Source organism: Cellulosimicrobium sp. AB352 (assembly GCF_049538415.1).
Lineage (GTDB): Bacteria > Actinomycetota > Actinomycetes > Actinomycetales > Cellulomonadaceae > Cellulosimicrobium > Cellulosimicrobium funkei.
In genome coordinates this window covers 136,024-149,195 of record NZ_JBMVFX010000005.1, presented here as the reverse complement: position 1 = coordinate 149,195, position 13,172 = coordinate 136,024, and the positions used below count along the sequence as shown (strand labels likewise).

Here is a 13,172-nt window from a genome sequence, read left to right as displayed (position 1 = left end):
GCCCCTCCTGCTGATAACTCAGCGCTCATCGTATGGGTGCTTGACCCGCGCTCCCGGGCCGTATCGGGTGAAGTTCCGCACGAGTACTCGCCTGGCGGACGGTTCATACGAGTCACGTCACCAGCAGTACCGTCGTCGGTGTGGCAGACGAGCACACGGCGACACCTTCCTCCTTGGCACACGAGCTGGGTGTGTCTGGGTCTGCGGTGCGGCGTTGGCTGCGGGAGAACCACACGCGCACCGGCCCCGCCTGGGTGCTGGACCCGGTGACCGTAGGGCGGGCGCGGGAGCACTTCGCTGCGACCGCTGCTGCCCGTGAGGGCCGGGTGGTGACGTGCCAGGTGGACGGGTGTAACCGGTCGGCGGCGGGCAGGGGTTGGTGCCGGATGCACTACAACCGGTGGTATCGCACGGGCACGATCGACAAGGGCGACGGCGCTGATCACCAGAGGTCGAAGACGCACTGCCCGGCTGGGCACCCGTACGACGAGGCCAACACGGTTGTGTTCCCGTCGGACGGGCGGCGTCGGTGCCGGGCGTGCCGCAAAGGGCAGCAACACACCAGTTGACCGCCGCCGCTAGAACCGCTTGGGAATGCGCAGCCTGTCAGGTGGCCTTCCTCCACGGGGCGCCGTCGTCACCGAGAGTGTCGAGGACGAACTCGCACCATGTGCGTGCGGCGTTGAAGACCAGCCGTGCGTGACGGGTGGAGAGGCCCCGCCGGGCTGCCGACTGGCCGTGGCCGGTGCCGTAGCCGGAGTTGCGCAGCTCGGCGACGGCGTTAGGGATGGTCGTGGTGGCACCGAGGATCTTCTTGACCCCTGCCGAGCCGTCTGGCCCGTCAGCACTGTTCGGGTGGATGTGTAGTCGGATGTGGACGAGGCGCACCAGCTCGGGCATGTCCGCGTTGTCGGGCACGGGTTCGCCCAGTGAGGCCAGGACGACCTTTGCGGTGGTCTCCACCAGTTCCTTCGCTGAGCCGATGACCTGTGCTGCGTCGTCGTTGCCTACTGCGCGTTCGATGCGGACCAGGTGCTCACGGATGACGTGCGGGTCGTCGACGTGGTCGAGCAGGGCCGGGTCGATAGTGATGGAGTGACCGCCCGTGATCTTGCCGTCGTCGCTGATCTGGTAGCCGTCCTGCGCGAAAAGCTTGCGCAGGCGTCCCCTCCAGTGGGGCCAGATGGGTTGTGGGTCCCGTGTGGGGTCCGTCTCGGGAAGGAACAACCAGCGTAGGGCGGTCTCGAAGACACCCAACGCCCGTGTCACCTGATGTGGGTCGGTCCAGTCGACCTGGTCGAGGTATCCCTGGAACCGGGTCACGCGCTGCCCTCCGACCGGTTCAGGGTCCGTGGTGACCGGTGAGAAGCCCTCGTCCTGCCACATGTCGTCGATGTCCCGCAGCACGGTCGAGCTCATCAGGTCTCGCACGGCCACGCGCGCCCGCTCGTTGAGCAGGACACGGCGCGCGACTACCTGGGTCATGACGGCAGGCTAGCCACTACTGAGGACACGCGCGGGGCACCGGGCGGGGTGCCGCACCCCGAGCCTGGATGTTGTCGAACGTGCGTTCGAGTCGTGGCGTAGGCTCATGGTGTGGGTGAGCAAGACGAGCGGCGGTTGATCCGCCGCAAGAGTGACGACCGTGCCGGGTTGATGGCGTCCGCTCCCCGCCCGGGCCAGCTGGAGGACCGGCCTTGGTCGCAGCGCAAGCCCTTGAACCACGAGTCACCCAGCAGGGCTCCCGTGCGCCCGTCGGGAGACCTCCCCGTCATCGTCCGGCTGCTGTGGGCCACGCACGAGGAGCTGTTGCCCGCGAGGGCGATCAGGTGGACCGACAACCATGCAATGGTGATCGTGAAGGCTCTGACTCCCCCGTACAACCAGCACGAGCTGGTGGTGTGGCTGCGAGTGGAGGACGTGTTCCGCACGATCCCCCGACGCCCGCCCACCAGGTTCTGACCTGCCCCTGTGGAGTGTCCGCGGCTGCGCGCTCGGACCCGTGGAAAATCGGGGCAATAGGGGTCTAACCGGGACGTAGCGGCCCAGTTTTTGCCCATCGGGGGAGGTTTTTCGAGTTTCACGCCCCCGCCAGCCTGCGCGAGCCCACCGTCCAGATCGGCTTGATACAGCGGTTTTCGCGGGTCCTAGACGCCCGCTCCGCACGCTCCCCTGGGGGAGGTTTGGGGGAGGATCAGAAGAAACAAGTTCGCATAAGCGCAGGTCAGAGCGTTGCCGGTTCCTCCCCGTGCGGGGGAGGTTTCAGAGCCAGAGTGTCCAGGTTTTGTGCCCGTGACCTGCGGTTTTACTGTGTGCGCCTGGCCAGATTCGAACTGGCGACACCCGCTTTAGGAGAGCGGTGCTCTATCCCCTGAGCTACAGGCGCGTGGCCCCGGGTCAGGGCCGCAGCACAGCCTAGCCGTCACGGGCGCCCGGAGGCGAAGCGCCCTGGCGGCCGCCCCGGCCCCGGGGACGCGCGAGGATGGGTCGATGTCCGCTCACGTCCCGGCCCAGCCCGTCCCGCCGACCCCTGACTCCCGCACGACCCCGCCCCGCCGGATCGTCCTCGACTGCGACCCCGGCCACGACGACGCGATCGCGATGCTCCTCGCGCACGGGAGCCCCGCCGTCGACCTGGTCGCGGTGACCACGGTCGCCGGGAACCAGACGCTCGAGAAGGTGACGCGGAACGCGCTCGCGGTCGCGGAGCTCGCCGGGATCGACGTCCCGGTCGCGGCCGGGTGCGACCGTCCGCTCGTCCGGCCCCGGATCGTCGCGCCGGACATCCACGGCGACTCGGGCATGGACGGGCCGGTGCTGCCCGCCCCGCGGCGCGCCGTCGACGACCGGCACGCGGTGGACCTCATCATCGAGACGGTCCTGGCGGCCGAGCCGGGCGAGATCACGCTCGTGCCGACGGGCCCGCTGACGAACGTCGCGATGGCGGCGCGCAAGGAGCCGAGGATCGTGCCGCGCGTCCGCGAGGTCGTCCTCATGGGCGGCGGGTACCACGTGGGCAACCGGACGCCGGTCGCGGAGTTCAACGTCCTCGCGGACCCGGAGGCGGCGCACGTCGTGCTCACCGAGGCGTGGCCGGTGACGATGGTGGGTCTCGACCTCACGCACCAGGCCGTCGCGACGGCGGACGTGCGCGACGGCATCGCCGCGCTCGGCACCGCCCCGGCCCGATTCGTCGGCGAGCTGCTCGACTTCTACGGCACGACGTACCGCACCGCGCAGGGTTTCCCCTCCCCGCCCGTGCACGACCCGTGCGCGGTCGCGTACGTCGTCGACCCGTCGGTCATGACGACGCGCCGCGCGCCACTGGACGTCGAGCTGCACGGGGGCCTGACGACCGGCATGACCGTCGCCGACCTGCGCGGCGACGAGCCCGGCCCCGAGGAGTGCCGCACACAGGTCGCGGTCACCCTCGACCACGCCCGATTCTGGGACCTCGTGCTCGACGCGCTCGGGCGCGTCGGCGAGCCTGCCTGAGCCGGGTCGCCGACTGCTCAGGCCCCGAGGACGGCGCGGAGGAACTCCTGGGTGCGCTCGTGCCGCGGCGAGGTGAACATCGTCTCGGGGTCGGCCTCCTCGACGATGCGACCGTGGTCGAACATGAGCACCCGGTGCGAGACGTCGCGCGCGAACTGCATCTCGTGCGTGACGATGAGCATCGTGATGTCCGTCGTCTCCGCGACCTCGCGCAGGACGCCGAGCACGTCGGCGACGATCTCGGGGTCGAGAGCGGACGTCACCTCGTCGAGGAGGAGGATCTCCGGGTCCATCGCGAGCGCCCGCGCGATCGCGACACGCTGCTGCTGGCCGCCGGACAGCTGCGTGCAGCGGGCGTCGCGCTTGTCCGCGAGCCCGACCTGCTCGAGCAGCTCCTCCGCACGGACCGTCGCCTGCGCGCGGGTGAGGCCGAGCACGTGCATCGGCGCCTCGACGATGTTCTCCAGCACGGTCATGTTCGGGAAGAGGTTGAACTGCTGGAAGACCATGCCGACGCGGCGCCGGATCGGGCGCCGACGCTTCTCGGGGATCGCGACCCGCTTCCCGTTCCGCATCTCGTGCGTGTACGGGTCGCCGTCGACGAGGATGATCCCGCCGTCCGCCTCCTCGAGGGTCATGAGGAGCCGCAGGATCGTCGTCTTCCCGGACCCGGAAGGCCCGATGAGCGTGACCCGGTCGCCGCGCGCGACACGGAAGTCGAGCCCGTCGAGCACGGTGTTGTCGCCGAAGCGCTTGACGACCCCCCGGAACTCGATCATGGGGACCACGTCGGGGTCGACGGAGGCCGTCTGGGCGGGGGACGTCGCAGGGACCGGCGTGCGGGCACCCTCGGGCGCGGTGGTCTCAGGCAAGGCGATTCTCCAATCTGCGGACGAGGAGCGAGGTCGGGTAGCTCGCCAGGAGGAAGAGCAGGCCGACCATCGTGAGCGCCTCGGTGTAGACGAACGTGCGGGCCCCGAACTGCTGCGCGGCGGTGAACATCTCCACGACGCTGATCGCGAAGAGGAACGGGGTCTCCTTGAACATGGAGACGGCGTAGTTCCCCAGCCCCGGCAGCGTCTTGCGGATCGCCTGCGGCAGCACGACCGCGCGCCACACGCGCGACCGCGGCAGGTCGAGCGCCTTCGCGGCCTCCCACTGGCCGCGGGGGACGGCGTCGATCCCCGCCCGGTAGACCTCCGACATGTAGGTCGCGTAGTGCACGCCGAGCACCGCGCAGCCGACCACCAGCGCCGGGACGCCCGGCAGCATGAGATAGACGAACACGAGCTGCACGAGCAGCGGCGTCGACCGGACGAACTCCACGACGAGGCCCACGGGGGCGCTGACCCACCGCGACGGCGAGCGTCGCACCAACGCGACGAGGAGTCCGAGCACCGCGGCGATCGCCGTGCCGACGACCGTCGCGAGCAGCGTGATGCGAAAGCCCTCCAGGATCGGCGGGAGCGCCTGCGCGGCACGTTCCCAGCTCCAGACGTCGTTCACGCGGCACCTCCCCTCGCCGTGGCCGGGACCGGTGCGAGGCGGAGCACCTCACGGAGCGACGGTCCGCGGCCGAGCCGGTGCTTCGCCCGGACCTCGAGGGCGTTCATGCCGAGCGTCAGCGCGTAGGCGAGCGCGAAGTAGACGAGCAGGCCTACGGAGTAGGAGAAGAACGTGTCCTGCGTGCCGCGGCGGAGCTGCTCGATGAAGTAGTTGACGTCGTGCAGCAGGATGTAGGTGGCGAGCGCGGACCCCTTGAGGAGCTGGATCAGCAGGTTGGTCAGCAGCGGGATCATGAGCGCCCACGCCTGAGGCAGGATCACGCGGCGCAGCCGGTGCACGGGACCGAGGTCGAGCGCGACCGCCGCCTCCCACTGCCCGCGCGGCACGGCGTTGATCGACCCGCGGACCACCTCGGCTCCGTACGCGCCGTAGTTGAGCCCGAGCGCGAGGATGCCGCACGCGAGGGACTCCATGCGGAAGCCGAAGACCGGCAGGACGTAGAAGAGCCAGAAGAGCTGGACGACGAGCGACGTGCCGCGGAAGAACTCCACGACGACGCGTGACGGGCCACGGACCCACAGGCGGTGCGCACGCGAGCCGAGACCGAGCAGCAGCGCCAGGACGAGAGCGAGCGCGGCACCGCCCAGCGTGAGCTGGAGGGTGACCAGCACGCCCTCGCCGAGCCGCGGCAGCGCGTCGAGCAGCGTGCTGAGGTTGTCGGACACCCGGCGTCCCTCAGGAGCCCGCGCCGAGCTCCGGGGCGAGCTCGGTGGCGAGGGCGTCGAGGTCGCCGGCGCAGAGCTTCTCCGTGGTGAGGCCCTCCACGGGACGCTCGGACGCGGTGAAGCCGAACTCCCCCACGATCTCCAGATAGCGGTCCTCGTCGGCGACGATCTCGGCGAGCTTCTCGTTGTACGCCTCGAGCAGCGCGGTGTCGCTCGTGCGGAAGACCGTCCCGCCGGCACCGATCTGGGGGACGCCGTCGATCTCGGCGACGAACGACTCGGTGACCTCGACCGGGGCGTCGGAGCTGTCCGCGAGGTGGTTGAGCGAGATGCCGGTGAGGGCGAAGGCGTCCGCGCGCCCGGCGACGACGGCGTCGAGGCCGTCCTGCGGCGAGCCGACCTCGAGGTTCTCGATGCCGAGCTCTCGGGCGTAGTCGCCCTCGATGGCACCCGTCATCGTTGCCAGCCGGACACCCGCGTCGGCGGCGGACTGCATGTCCGTCAGGCCGTCAGGGTTCCCCGCGGGCGTCATGAACGCGGTGGTGTACATGAACTCCGGCTCGCTGAAGGCGGCTTGCGCGCAACGGTCCGGGAGGATCGACATCCCGGCGCTGACGGCGTCGAACCGGTTCGCGGTGAGCCCCGGGATGAGGGAGCCGAACTCGGTGTTCACACCCTCGACCGTCTCGATCCCCAGCTCGGCGAAGATCGCGCGGTGGAGCGCGACGGTCGCCCCGGTGAGCTCCCCGCCCTCCTCGTAGCTGTAGGGGGCCTCCCCGGCGAAGCCGACGGTGATGGTGCCGCGGTCCTGGAGCGCCTCCAGCGCGCCGCCGTCCGCGGACGCGGTCCCGGGCTCGCTGGCGCCACCCCCGTCGACGCTCGTGCAGGCCGCGGTGGCGGCGAGGAGGACGACGGTGCCGGCACCCAGCAGGGCGCGGCGCCGGTGCGCGGTGGTTCGCGTGGAAGTCATGGTTCCCTTCGTGCCCGTCGACGCCGGGGCGTGACGGTCATGGCTGGTTGGACGGTCGACCACGTTAGCCTTCTGTCGACCGTTCGACAATCGAACGGTCAGAGCGTCTGATTGTCTACAATCGATGCCCACGTGCGCGTTCGTCCGATCGAGCGTCGCCGACAGGGGATGATGTGATACCCGATCGTGACCTCGATCGACCGCACGACCACGACCTCGGAGGGAGAGAGCCGATGAGCCCGGCCTCGCGCGCACCGCTCACCGCACCGTTCCTCTCGCCGGTGACCCGACCCTCGACGGTCGACCTCATCGCGCGCGAGCTGCGCGACGCGATCTACTCCGGCGCGCTGCGCGTCGGATCACCCATCCGCGAGGTCGAGATCGCCGGGCAGCTCGGCGTGAGCCGCGGCCCCTTCCGCGAGGCGGCCCAGCGGCTGGTCCAGGAGGGCCTGCTCACCGCGACGCCGGGACGCGGCCTGAGCGTCGTGACCATCGGGCGCGACCGCATCCCCGCGCTCTACGCCGCGCGCACCAGCGTCGAGACCGCCGCGGCGCGGCTCGCCGTCGCCCGCGCCTCCGAGACCGACGTCACGTCCGTCCGCACCGCGTACGACGCGCTCGTCACGGCCGGAGCCTCCCAGGACCCTCGCCGCATCGGCGACGCCGACCTCAACCTGCACTGGGCGCTCGTCGCGGCGGGAGGGAACCCGTGGCTCCTGCGGTGGATGACCACCCTCATCGTCGAGGTGCGCGTCGCCAGCTTCACCGTGAGCGACGAGTACGCCGTGCGTGCCGACTCGGCGGCGTCCCACGAGGAGATCGTGACCCGCCTCGAGCAGCGGGACGCCGACGGCCTGGTCACGGCGATCACCGCCAACCTGGACGCGGCGGTCGCGCGGCTCACCGCCCCGCAGGACGCCGACGTCGAGACGCTCGAGGAGCCCCACCCCGTCCCGCCGCCGCGCCTCGACCCCATCGAACCGACCGGCCTGCTCTGACCCGCACGCTGCGGTCGCGCGGGTCTGATCAGCGAGACACGACGACGACGCGGTACCGCGTGCCCGTCTGCGAGACCTGCCACTCCCCGACGTCGCGCACGCTGCCCGCGGGGATCTCGGGCGCGTACGTGTCACCCTCGACCACGGTGTCGATCTCGGTGACCACGCACCGGTCCGCGTCGGCGACGGTCGCGGCGTAGAGCTGGGCGCCGCCCATGACCCACACCTCGTCGGAGCCGCTCGCGCGGGCCGCGGCGCGAGCGTCCGCGAGCGCCGCGTCGACCGACCCGGCCACGCGCACGGGCGCGCCGCCCTCGCCGGCGGGGCGGCCGCCGTCGGGCACCCATGCCTCCTGGCGCGTGACGACGACGTTGAGGCGCCCCGGCAGGGGCCGGAACCGCGGCGGGAGCGAGTCCCACGTGCGGCGGCCCATGACCACGGGGTGGCCCGACGTGACGCGTCGGAAGTGCGCGAGGTCCTCGGGCAGGTGCCACGGCATGGTGCCGCCCGCGCCGATGACGGGCCGCCCGGCGGCGTCGCGCGCCTGGGCCCAGATCAGTCCCAGCATCAGACCGCGATCGGCGCCTTGATCGTCGGGTGGTGCTGGTACCCGACGACCTCGATGTCCTCGTACTCGTAAGCGTCGATCGAGTCGCGGGGCGCGAGGCGCAGGGTCGGGTACGGGTACGGGTCGCGCGTGAGCTGCTCGCGCACCTGCTCGACGTGGTTGTCGTAGATGTGCACGTCACCGCCGGTCCAGACGAAGTCGCCGACCTCGAGGCCGGTCTGCGCGGCGACCATGTGGACGAGCAGCGCGTACGACGCGATGTTGAACGGCACGCCGAGGAACAGGTCTGCCGAGCGCTGGTAGAGCTGGCACGACAGCTTCCCGTCGGCCACGTAGAACTGGAAGAACGCGTGGCACGGCGGCAGCGCCATGTCCTCGATCTCCCCGACGTTCCACGCGGAGACGATGTGCCGTCGCGAGTCGGGGTTCGCCCTGATCTGCTCGATCACCTGCGCGACCTGGTCGACGTGGCGGCCGTCCGGCGTCGGCCACGAGCGCCACTGGACGCCGTAGACGGGGCCGAGCTCGCCGTCGGCGTCGGCCCACTCGTCCCAGATGCGCACGCCGCGCTCCTGGAGCCAGCGCACGTTCGAGTCGCCGCGCAGGAACCACAGCAGCTCGTAGGCGACGGACTTGAGGTGCACGCGCTTCGTCGTGACGAGCGGGAAGCCCTGCGCGAGGTCGAACCGGAGCTGGCGGCCGAACACGCTGCGCGTGCCGGTCCCCGTGCGGTCGCCCTTGGGCGTGCCGTGCGCGAGGACGTCGCGCAGGAGGTCCTCGTACGGGGTGGGCACGGGCCCGGGCGCGCTGCCCGACGGCGCACGCTCGCCCTCGGTCGCCACGGCAAGGGTCGAGGAGGGTGCGTCGGGGGCCACGGTCGCCAGTGTCGGTCGTCGCCACGGGGTGGGTCAAACACCGCGGCCGGCCAGTCCCCACGTCGACGGTCCGCGACCTCGCGGCCTCGCGGCCGGCGTGACGCGCGTCATGTCACGCGACGCCGTCCGGATCGGTCGGAGGGGTAGGGACGTCGGAGAGGCGCCCACAAGCACCAGGAGGCTCGTGATGGAACGGATCGTCGTCGTCGGCGGGGGCTACGCCGGGTTCACCGTGGCCCGGGAGCTCGAGAAGGACCTGCGGCGCGAGCTGCGGCGCGGCGAGGTCGAGCTCGTCCTGGTCGACCCCCGCCCGTACATGACCTATCAGCCGTTCCTGCCCGAGGTGGTCGCGGGCTCGGTCGAGGCACGCCACGCAGCGGTCTCGCACCGACGCCACCTGCGCCGGACGCGCCTCGTCGACGGCACGGTCACGCGCATCGACCACGCGGACCGCGCGGTCGTCGTGCAGCCCCGGTCCGGTCCGGCGTACCGGCTGCCGTACGGCACCGTGGTCGTCACCGCAGGCGCGGTGACGCGAGTCTTCCCCGTCCCGGGCGTCGCAGAGCACGCGATCGGCCTCAAGCACGTCGAGGAGGCCGTCGCCGTCCGAGACCGCCTGCTCACGTCGTTCGACCGTGCCGCGAGCCTGCCGCGGGGTCCGGAGCGCGAGCGCCTGCTCACCGTGACGTTCGTCGGCGGCGGGTTCTCCGGGGTCGAGGGCTTCGCCGAGCTCCTGTCGCTCGCGCACGACCTCCTGCACCTCTACCCCGAGATCGCGGCGCCCGAGGTGCAGTTCCACCTCGTCGAGCGGAGCCCACGGATCCTGCCCGAGGTCACCGACCGCCCCGGCCGCTGGGTGGTCGGCCGGCTCGAGGCCCGCGGGGCGCACGTCCACCTGGGCGCCGGGCTCGAGTCGGCCGAGGGCGGCGTCGTCCGGCTCTCGACCGGGGAGGAGTTCGCCTCGGGCCTCCTCGTGTGGACGGCGGGGAACGCCGCGAACCCCGTCGTCGCGACGCACACCGACCTGCCCGTGGACGCTCGGGGGTACGTCGTCACGCGAGCGGACCTCCGGGTCGGCACCGGCGACGAGCTCGTCCCGGACGCCTGGGCCGCGGGAGACGGGGCAGCCGTGCCGGATCTCTCGACCGCCCGACCGGGTGCGCTCACCGTGCCCAACGCGCAGCACGCCGTGCGGCAGGGGCGACGCCTCGCGCGCAACCTGGTCGCCGTCCGACGTGGGCGCCGGACCCACCCCTACCGGCACGGCAGCCTCGGTGTCGTGGCGACGCTCGGGATCGGGACGGGCCTGTTCGAGTACCGCGGGCTCGTCGTGCGCGGCGCGCTCGCCTGGCTCGCGCACCGCGGGTACCACGTGCTCGCGATCCCCACCTGGGAGCGGAAGGTCCGGGTCCTGGCGGTCTGGCTGACCGCGGCGATCTTCGGACGCGACGTCGTCTCGCTCAGCGCCGTGCAGCGTCCGCGCGCCGCGTTCGTCGCCGGCGTGCCGCGGGCGGACGTCGGCTCCACCGAGGCGAGCACCGCCGGGCACGCCGACGCCGCGGCACGGGCTGCGGCGACGCACGGCGACGAGCCGGCTCGCGTCGCCTGAGGCGGTACGCGGCCGCGCTTCAGCCCGCGGCCGCGTAGCCGCCGAGCTTCTCCGGGTTCACCTGGAGATACACGTGCTCGATCCCGCGCGCCGTCACGTCGAGCGACACCAGGGCGAACGGCGCGTCGTCGACGACGACGAGGAGCGCGGGGCGACCGTTCGCCTCGACGACGTGCACCACGGCGTCCGCCCAGTACTTGCGCCACACGTTGTCGAGGAACAGCGACACCCGCGCGAGCCCGACGAGCTCGACGCGCGACGCGTGCACCTTCCCGCCGCCGTCAGGGCGGGCGACCACGTCGTCGGCCAGGTACCGCTCGAAGCGGGCCAGGTCGCCGTCGTGCGCGGCGGCCACGAACTCGTCGAGCAGCCGACGGTGCTCTCCGGGGTCGACCGGGACCGCCGGGCGCGCGCCGAGCCGCTCCCGCGCCCGACGCGCGAGCTGCCGGGCGTTCGCCTCCGTCAGGTCGAGGATCTCCGCGACGCGCCGGTACGGGTAGTCGAACGCCTCGCGGAGCACGTAGACGGCGCGCTCGACCGGCCCGAGCCGTTCGAGGAGCACGAGGGTCGCGATCTCGAGCGCCTCGGCCCGCTCCGCGCCCAGGGCGGGGTCGTCCGAGGTGTCGACGGGCTCGGGGAGCCACGGACCCACGTACGTCTCGCGGCGCGCACGGGCGGACGTCGCGGCGTTGATCGCGAGCCGCGTCACCGTCGTCGTGAGGAACGCCGCCGGGTTCCGCACCACGGACCGGTCCGTGCCCTGCCAGCGGACCCACGCCTCCTGCACGACGTCCTCCGCCTCCGTCGCGCTGCCGAGCATGCGGTAGGCGATGCCGAAGAGCCGGGACCGGACGCTCAGGAACGCGTCGAGAGCCCCCTCGTCCTCCCGGACGACGGGGCTCTCGGGCGTTCGTGGGCCGAGACTCATGCCGCCACGCTACGACGCGGACCAGGCTCGCGCGGCCCTGCCGCACGACGACGTCACGCGACGCGCTCCGCGTGCTGCGCGAAGGTCGTGGCACCTCGCAGGGACTCCCCCCGGGGCACGAGCGCGTCCTCGACGAGCTGCGCCCCGAAGTAGGTCGCCTCCGGGTCCGCGACCACCTCCCGGTCGTCGCCCTGCGCCGCGAGCGCCTCGCGGACGAACTCGTCGAAGCGGAACCGCTCCGGCCCCGCGAGCTCGACGACGTCCGCGAGCGGCACACCCGTCGCGACGTCGGCCACGGTGCGCGCGACGTCCGCCGAGGCGACGGGCTGGAACGCGACGGGCGGGATGTGCACCACGCCGTCGACGGTCGCGCCGTCCGCGATGGAGCGCGCGAACTCGAAGAACTGCGTCGCGCGCACGACCGACCACCCGTGCCCGGAAGCACGCACGAGCCGCTCCTGGGCGACCTTGGCCCGCAGGTAGCCGGCGTCGGTCCGGTCCGTGCCGACGATCGACAGGACGACGTGGTGCCCGATCCCGGCGCGGGCCTCCGCGTCGAGGAGCGTGCGCGTGGACGTTGTGAAGAAGCGCAGCACGTCGTCGTCCGCGAACGACGGCGAGTTCGACACGTCGACGACCACGTCCGCACCCGCGAGCGCCTCGTCGACACCCGCGCCGGACAACGTGTCCACGCCGGTGCTGGGCGCGGCGACGACCACCTCGTGCCCGGCGTCGCGCACGTCCTGCACGACCTGGCTCCCGATCAGCCCGGTGCCTCCGACGACGACGACTCTCATGATGTCTCCTCTCTCCGGCGCGGCGGGTGCCGCGCACCACCCTCACGACCGGACGACCGTCCCCGGTGTGACAGGCACGCGCGCGCGGGAATCGCGCGCGCCCGCCGCACGTTCCCCGGAGGGCGGACGCCCCGACGCCGCGACCCGACGAGTGCGAGGATTCACGCATGACGACGCAGCCTGCCGAGAGCTCCCTGAACGCCGCCGACGAGGCCGCGCACGACGTCCCCGCGCCGTCGCCCGCCCCGGCCGACGCGCTGTGGGTCGAGCGCACGGGCACCCGCACGTACACGGGCCGGTCGGCGCGCGGCGCCGAGGTCTCGATCGGCCCGGCGAGCGAGGGTGCGGTGTTCACGCCCGGCGAGCTGCTGAAGATCGCCCTCGCCGCGTGCGCGGGCATGAGCACGGACCGCACGTTCGCCCGCCGCCTCGGCGACGACTACGCCGTGACGATCCACGTCCAGGGCGACAAGCTCCTCGAGGAGGAGCGCTACCCGAAGATCACGGGCACGTACGACATCGACCTCACGTCGCTCGACGACGACGCGCGCGACCGTCTCGTCACTGTCGCCGCGCGAGCGATCGACAAGGCGTGCACGGTAGGACGGACGGTCAAGGCCGGCGCCGCGGTCGAGTACCTGTTCCAGCCGGAGGGTGCCGGCCGCGAGGTCGAGACCCAGGCCTGACCACGGGATGACGGG

Annotated in this window: 14 protein-coding genes and 1 tRNA gene; 5 read left to right on the top strand and 10 right to left on the bottom strand. The window is 72.2% G+C overall.

Annotated elements, in window-relative coordinates; genetic code table 11:
* Positions 1-606: 606 nt before the first annotated feature.
* Positions 607-1,485, bottom strand: coding sequence for an abortive infection family protein (locus tag ACPCUX_RS05550; RefSeq protein ID WP_423388309.1), 879 nt, complete (start codon positions 1,483-1,485; stop codon positions 607-609).
* A gap of 111 nt (positions 1,486-1,596) precedes the next feature.
* Between ACPCUX_RS05550 and ACPCUX_RS05545 the strand changes: the two genes are divergently transcribed.
* Positions 1,597-1,962, top strand: a complete 366-nt coding sequence (locus ACPCUX_RS05545) for a hypothetical protein (protein WP_423388308.1) — start codon at positions 1,597-1,599, stop codon at positions 1,960-1,962.
* Positions 1,963-2,313: 351 nt separating this feature from the next.
* Here ACPCUX_RS05545 and ACPCUX_RS05540 read toward each other — a convergent pair.
* Positions 2,314-2,386, bottom strand: a tRNA-Arg gene (locus ACPCUX_RS05540).
* Positions 2,387-2,490: 104 nt separating this feature from the next.
* Between ACPCUX_RS05540 and ACPCUX_RS05535 the strand changes: the two genes are divergently transcribed.
* Positions 2,491-3,495 (top strand): nucleoside hydrolase, encoded by a 1,005-nt coding sequence (locus ACPCUX_RS05535; protein WP_081599961.1) that lies wholly within the window; start codon positions 2,491-2,493, stop codon positions 3,493-3,495.
* A gap of 17 nt (positions 3,496-3,512) precedes the next feature.
* Here ACPCUX_RS05535 and ehuA read toward each other — a convergent pair whose 3' ends face one another.
* From ehuA to ACPCUX_RS05515, 4 genes are all read right to left on the bottom strand, one after another.
* Positions 3,513-4,274, bottom strand: a complete 762-nt coding sequence (ehuA, locus tag ACPCUX_RS05530) for an ectoine/hydroxyectoine ABC transporter ATP-binding protein EhuA (RefSeq protein ID WP_034654335.1) — start codon at positions 4,272-4,274, stop codon at positions 3,513-3,515.
* 85 nt (positions 4,275-4,359) lie between these two features.
* Positions 4,360-5,001 carry an ectoine/hydroxyectoine ABC transporter permease subunit EhuD gene (ehuD, locus tag ACPCUX_RS05525; RefSeq protein ID WP_034654309.1) on the bottom strand — a complete coding sequence of 214 codons (642 nt, stop codon included), beginning with the start codon at positions 4,999-5,001 and terminating at the stop codon, positions 4,360-4,362.
* The gene (gene ehuC / locus ACPCUX_RS05520; protein WP_034654311.1) at positions 4,998-5,726 is read right to left on the bottom strand and encodes an ectoine/hydroxyectoine ABC transporter permease subunit EhuC; all 729 of its coding nucleotides are present in this window, start codon (positions 5,724-5,726) and stop codon (positions 4,998-5,000) included. Before ehuC ends, ehuD begins: the two co-directional genes overlap by 4 nt.
* A 10-nt stretch (positions 5,727-5,736) precedes the next feature.
* A complete protein-coding gene (locus ACPCUX_RS05515) occupies positions 5,737-6,696 on the bottom strand; it encodes a transporter substrate-binding domain-containing protein (protein WP_415296904.1) in 960 nt (319 codons plus the stop codon).
* A 233-nt stretch (positions 6,697-6,929) separates the two neighbouring features.
* On the opposite strand from ACPCUX_RS05515, the gene ACPCUX_RS05510 reads away from it, so the two are divergent.
* Positions 6,930-7,694: a GntR family transcriptional regulator gene (locus ACPCUX_RS05510; protein ID WP_415296906.1), complete on the top strand. Its 765-nt coding sequence runs from the start codon at positions 6,930-6,932 to the stop codon at positions 7,692-7,694.
* A gap of 28 nt (positions 7,695-7,722) precedes the next feature.
* Here the strand turns inward: ACPCUX_RS05510 and ACPCUX_RS05505 are convergent, their stop codons facing one another.
* Both ACPCUX_RS05505 and ACPCUX_RS05500 read right to left on the bottom strand, forming a co-directional pair.
* A complete protein-coding gene (locus ACPCUX_RS05505; protein WP_186381263.1) occupies positions 7,723-8,262 on the bottom strand; it encodes a dihydrofolate reductase in 540 nt (179 codons plus the stop codon).
* Positions 8,262-9,056, bottom strand: a complete 795-nt coding sequence (locus ACPCUX_RS05500; RefSeq protein WP_423388332.1) for a thymidylate synthase — start codon at positions 9,054-9,056, stop codon at positions 8,262-8,264. Before ACPCUX_RS05500 ends, ACPCUX_RS05505 begins: the two co-directional genes overlap by 1 nt.
* A gap of 268 nt (positions 9,057-9,324) precedes the next feature.
* Here ACPCUX_RS05500 and ACPCUX_RS05495 point away from each other — a divergent pair, with 268 nt between their 5' ends.
* The gene (locus tag ACPCUX_RS05495; RefSeq protein ID WP_144680825.1) at positions 9,325-10,746 is read left to right on the top strand and encodes an NAD(P)/FAD-dependent oxidoreductase; all 1,422 of its coding nucleotides are present in this window, start codon (positions 9,325-9,327) and stop codon (positions 10,744-10,746) included.
* Positions 10,747-10,765: 19 nt separating this feature from the next.
* Here ACPCUX_RS05495 and ACPCUX_RS05490 read toward each other — a convergent pair whose 3' ends face one another.
* Positions 10,766-11,674: an RNA polymerase sigma-70 factor gene (locus ACPCUX_RS05490; protein ID WP_175008963.1), complete on the bottom strand. Its 909-nt coding sequence runs from the start codon at positions 11,672-11,674 to the stop codon at positions 10,766-10,768.
* 53 nt (positions 11,675-11,727) lie between these two features.
* Entirely contained in the window at positions 11,728-12,471 is a 744-nt protein-coding gene (locus ACPCUX_RS05485) for an SDR family oxidoreductase (protein WP_034654320.1), read from the bottom strand.
* Between the two features lie 167 nt (positions 12,472-12,638).
* Between ACPCUX_RS05485 and ACPCUX_RS05480 the strand changes: the two genes are divergently transcribed.
* Entirely contained in the window at positions 12,639-13,157 is a 519-nt protein-coding gene (locus tag ACPCUX_RS05480; RefSeq protein ID WP_423388307.1) for an OsmC family protein, read from the top strand.
* Positions 13,158-13,172: the final 15 nt, after the last annotated feature.

Excerpts from the sequence above, each read along its gene's own strand:
- ACPCUX_RS05550 (WP_423388309.1), bottom strand. The coding sequence starts at position 1,485 with ATGACCCAGGTAGTCGCGCGCCGTGTCCTGCTCAACGAGCGGGCGCGC.
- ACPCUX_RS05535 (WP_081599961.1), top strand. The coding sequence starts at position 2,491 with ATGTCCGCTCACGTCCCGGCCCAGCCCGTCCCGCCGACCCCTGACTCC.
- ehuA (WP_034654335.1), bottom strand. The coding sequence starts at position 4,274 with ATGATCGAGTTCCGGGGGGTCGTCAAGCGCTTCGGCGACAACACCGTG.
- ACPCUX_RS05515 (WP_415296904.1), bottom strand. The coding sequence starts at position 6,696 with ATGACTTCCACGCGAACCACCGCGCACCGGCGCCGCGCCCTGCTGGGT.
- ACPCUX_RS05510 (WP_415296906.1), top strand. The coding sequence starts at position 6,930 with ATGAGCCCGGCCTCGCGCGCACCGCTCACCGCACCGTTCCTCTCGCCG.
- ACPCUX_RS05505 (WP_186381263.1), bottom strand. The coding sequence starts at position 8,262 with ATGCTGGGACTGATCTGGGCCCAGGCGCGCGACGCCGCCGGGCGGCCC.
- ACPCUX_RS05495 (WP_144680825.1), top strand. The coding sequence starts at position 9,325 with ATGGAACGGATCGTCGTCGTCGGCGGGGGCTACGCCGGGTTCACCGTG.
- ACPCUX_RS05490 (WP_175008963.1), bottom strand. The coding sequence starts at position 11,674 with ATGAGTCTCGGCCCACGAACGCCCGAGAGCCCCGTCGTCCGGGAGGAC.
- ACPCUX_RS05485 (WP_034654320.1), bottom strand. The coding sequence starts at position 12,471 with ATGAGAGTCGTCGTCGTCGGAGGCACCGGGCTGATCGGGAGCCAGGTC.
- ACPCUX_RS05480 (WP_423388307.1), top strand. The coding sequence starts at position 12,639 with ATGACGACGCAGCCTGCCGAGAGCTCCCTGAACGCCGCCGACGAGGCC.